Below are 3,337 nucleotides of genomic sequence, written 5' to 3'. Positions count from 1 at the left end.
CTTCCTCGACGAGAACGACCACGTTGTTCATGAAGTCGGTGAGCTCACGCGGCAGAGTGTCGAGGGCGTCGGACACTGCTTCCTCGAAGTCGACGCGCGTCATGTGCGTGGGAATGTCACCCTCCGGTGGTGATCGGTGCGGCACCGGGCAGCGGTGTCGGCAGTGCGCGGCCGTCGGGAGCGGAGGGCGGCGGGACGGGGGCTGCACCGTTGATGAGGATGTCGCCCTTGGCGGTGCCGACGATGGTCGCGAAACCGCCGGAATCGAGTTCGGCACCCACCGAGCACGTCACCTGGCGACTTCCGGCCAGCCAGCTCGCGACGTCGATGGTGTCCCAGAACAGGGTCAGCGTCTTGTCGCGCAACGCGGTGTCCGAGCCGAGGTAACCGTTGACCGCGTCGGTGCACGTCCGCTCGAGGTACGCATCCTGGTCGCCCTCGGACGGGTGCCCGCCGGGGAACTGCTGCGTCAGGTTGATCACCGACGCCACCTCGTACGCGTGCGGAGCGGCGCAGTCCACCGGATCGGCCGGCACGTTCTGGTTGATGCCGATGCAGGTTCCGGTAGGCCAGACCTTCGACTGGTCCTGATCGAGAATCGACCCGGTCATCTCCATCAACGCGCCGGTGTTCGACGGCATCTGCACACCGCAGCGCAGCGTCCGCTCACCCTTGGCCCATCCGGCCTGGCTGGGGAACATCAGCCCGACGCCGAAGCGTCCGTTCGGATCGAATTCGGCACCGACGTAGTCGTCGACGGCGGCCGCGCAGTGTTCGTCGCGCAACTCGCTGAACCGGATGGAACCGGGATACGCCGCGGCAGGGCCGAACTCGACGCCGGGGTAGACGCTCATGTCGATGTCACGAGCCACCTCGAAGCGATGGGGATCGGCGCACGAGACCTCGGCGAGGTCCTGCCGATCGGTCTCGGGATCGTCGGTGGGCGTCCACTGCAGGCAGGCACCAGGGTCGGCGGCACCGAAGGAGGACGCCGAAACGGGCCCGTCGGTCGCAGGCCCACTGGCCGTCGCGTGGGTGGTGATCTTCTCGGGTGTCGAGAACCCGTCGGAGAGAAAAACCGTCGCCCCGGCGGCCAGCACCGCACCGACCGCAACCATGGCGAGTCCACGTCGAGCTGTGGTTGCAGACAGTGTTCGCCGAGACTTCTCGCTCGTCGGGGGGTCTGTTTCGTATCCGGACATCGCCCTCCATCATGCCCGAGTATGTTCGGTCCTCATGAGCGACCCAACGGGTGACGACGACCTCAGCGAGCTCGCCGGCCGACTGTTCGCGATGGCCCGCACCGGTGACGGCGCCGCTCTGGCGAGTTACGTGGACGCGGGCGTCCCGGTGAATCTGCACAACGAATCAGGCGACACGCTGGTCATGCTCGCCGCGTATCACGGGCACGCCGACGCCGTGCGTGCGCTGGTCGAGCGTGGTGCCGATGTGAACAAGCCCAACGACAAAGGGCAGACCCCACTCGCGGGCGCGGTCTTCAAAGGTGAGGACGAGGTGGTGCGCGTGCTCGTCGACGGTGGAGCCGATCCGCACGGCGGCCACCCGTCGGCCATCGATGCCGCCACGATGTTCGGACGCGAGGACTATCTGGGGTTGCTCGGCAAGTAAGGTTCGTTCTCGTGATCGACCTGAAATTCCTTCGCGAGAATCCCGACGCAGTGCGCGCCTCGCAGCGCACCCGAGGCGAGGACCCCGCTCTCGTCGACGCACTTCTGGGTGCCGACGCATCCCGCCGGGCCGCGGTGCTTGCCGGCGATCAGCTGCGTGCCGAGCAGAAGGCGCTGGGAAAGCAGGTCGGTAAGGCCTCCGCCGAGGACCGTCCGGCTCTGCTCGCCGGGGCATCGGAACTCGCCGCCAAGGTCAAGGCCGCCCAGGCCGCCGAAGCCGAGGCCGACGCAGCCCTCGACGCGGCCCACCGCGCGATCTCCAACATCGTTCAGGACGGCACGCCCGCAGGCGGCGAGGACGACTTCGTGCTGCTCGAGACCGTCGGGCAGATCCCGGAGTTCGACTTCGAGCCGAAAGATCACCTCGAGCTGGGTGAGTCGCTGAAGTTGATCGACATGGAACGCGGAGCCAAGGTCTCGGGCTCGCGCTTCTACTTCATGACCGGCTACGGCGCATTGCTGCAGCAGGGATTGCTCCAGCTCGCTGCCCAGAAGGCCGTCAAGAACGGCTTCACGATGATGATTCCGCCGGTGCTGGTTCGCCCGGAGATCATGTCGGGAACCGGATTCCTCGGCGCGCACGCAGACGAGATCTATCGCCTCGAAGCCGACGACCTCTACCTCGTCGGAACCTCGGAAGTCGCTCTCGCGGGCTACCACTCGGGCGAGATAATCGACCTCGCCGACGGCCCGAAGCGCTACGCCGGTTGGTCGTCGTGCTTCCGCCGCGAAGCGGGCAGTTACGGCAAGGACACCCGCGGCATCATCCGAGTCCACCAGTTCGACAAGATCGAGATGTTCTCCTACATCAAGCCCGAGGATGCAGCGGCCGAACACCAGAAGCTGCTGGAGTACGAGAAGGAAATGCTCGCCGCAGTCGAGTTGCCCTATCGGGTCATCGACACCGCAGGCGGCGACCTCGGCTCCTCGGCCGCCCGCAAATTCGACTGCGAGGCTTGGGTTCCCACCCAGAAGGCCTACCGTGAGCTGACCTCGACCTCGAACTGCACGACGTTCCAGGCCCGACGCCTCGGCGTGCGGTACCGCGACGAGAACGGCAAGCCCCAGACCGCAGCGACGCTCAACGGCACCCTCGCCACGACCCGCTGGATCGTCGCGATCCTCGAGAACCACCAGCAGGCCGACGGCACCGTCCGCGTCCCGGAAGCCTTGGTGCCTTTCGTCGGAACGGATGTCTTGAAGTAGAACCGGTCAGGCGATGTCGCCGATGCAGTAACCCTCGCCGCCGACGGCCAGCACGAACGTGCGGTTCTGGTACGCCCCGGACGCGTCGATGATGTCTGCGTTGACCTGGGTGTAGATGCCGTTCTGCCCGGTGACGAACACGCTGTCGGGATCGAACGAGGTGATGCCGGGCAGGATGTTCGGATTCTGCACCAGCGGAGGGGCAGTGGGAACGCCGGTGCCGAGGGCATCCCAGGTCTGACGGCCGTCGCACACGAGTGGGTAAGTCTCTTCCACGTCGCTGGGGTTCACCGGAATCCCGGCCAGACGCCCCAGGTAGCGATCGACGGTGTAGACGGCGTCGGCCGCGTCGAACACGGGGGCGGTGCCGGTGGGGTAGACGGTGGGGCACGCATAGCCGGATGCGATCTCGCTGCGCTTGACGCTGACCGTGGCGATGGGCC

Annotated in this window: 3 protein-coding genes and 1 pseudogene; 2 read left to right on the top strand and 2 right to left on the bottom strand. The window is 66.6% G+C overall.

The annotated features are described in order from the left end of the window. Nucleotides 1-116: 116 nt before the first annotated feature. Nucleotides 117-1,202: a septum formation family protein gene (locus tag A2J02_RS00945; RefSeq protein ID WP_068045588.1), complete on the bottom strand. Its 1,086-nt coding sequence runs from the start codon at nt 1,200-1,202 to the stop codon at nt 117-119. A 34-nt stretch (nt 1,203-1,236) separates the two neighbouring features. On the opposite strand from A2J02_RS00945, the gene A2J02_RS00940 reads away from it, so the two are divergent. Together A2J02_RS00940 and serS are read left to right on the top strand one after the other, a co-directional pair. Next, nucleotides 1,237-1,629, top strand: a complete 393-nt coding sequence (locus A2J02_RS00940; protein ID WP_068045585.1) for an ankyrin repeat domain-containing protein — start codon at nt 1,237-1,239, stop codon at nt 1,627-1,629. 11 nt (nt 1,630-1,640) lie between these two features. Then, a complete protein-coding gene (gene serS, locus A2J02_RS00935) occupies nt 1,641-2,894 on the top strand; it encodes a serine--tRNA ligase (RefSeq protein WP_068045583.1) in 1,254 nt (417 codons plus the stop codon). A 6-nt stretch (nt 2,895-2,900) separates the two neighbouring features. Here the strand turns inward: serS and A2J02_RS28015 are convergent. Beyond that, a pseudogene (locus A2J02_RS28015) lies at nt 2,901-3,337 on the bottom strand (hypothetical protein); the annotation flags it as partial.

The organism is Rhodococcus sp. EPR-147 (assembly GCF_001647185.1).
GTDB lineage: Bacteria > Actinomycetota > Actinomycetes > Mycobacteriales > Mycobacteriaceae > Rhodococcoides.
The sequence above is the reverse complement of the archived record's forward strand: the minus strand, read 5'-3'. Positions and strand labels throughout refer to the sequence as shown.

Excerpts from the sequence above, each read along its gene's own strand:
- A2J02_RS00945 (WP_068045588.1), bottom strand. The coding sequence starts at position 1,202 with ATGTCCGGATACGAAACAGACCCCCCGACGAGCGAGAAGTCTCGGCGA.
- A2J02_RS00940 (WP_068045585.1), top strand. The coding sequence starts at position 1,237 with ATGAGCGACCCAACGGGTGACGACGACCTCAGCGAGCTCGCCGGCCGA.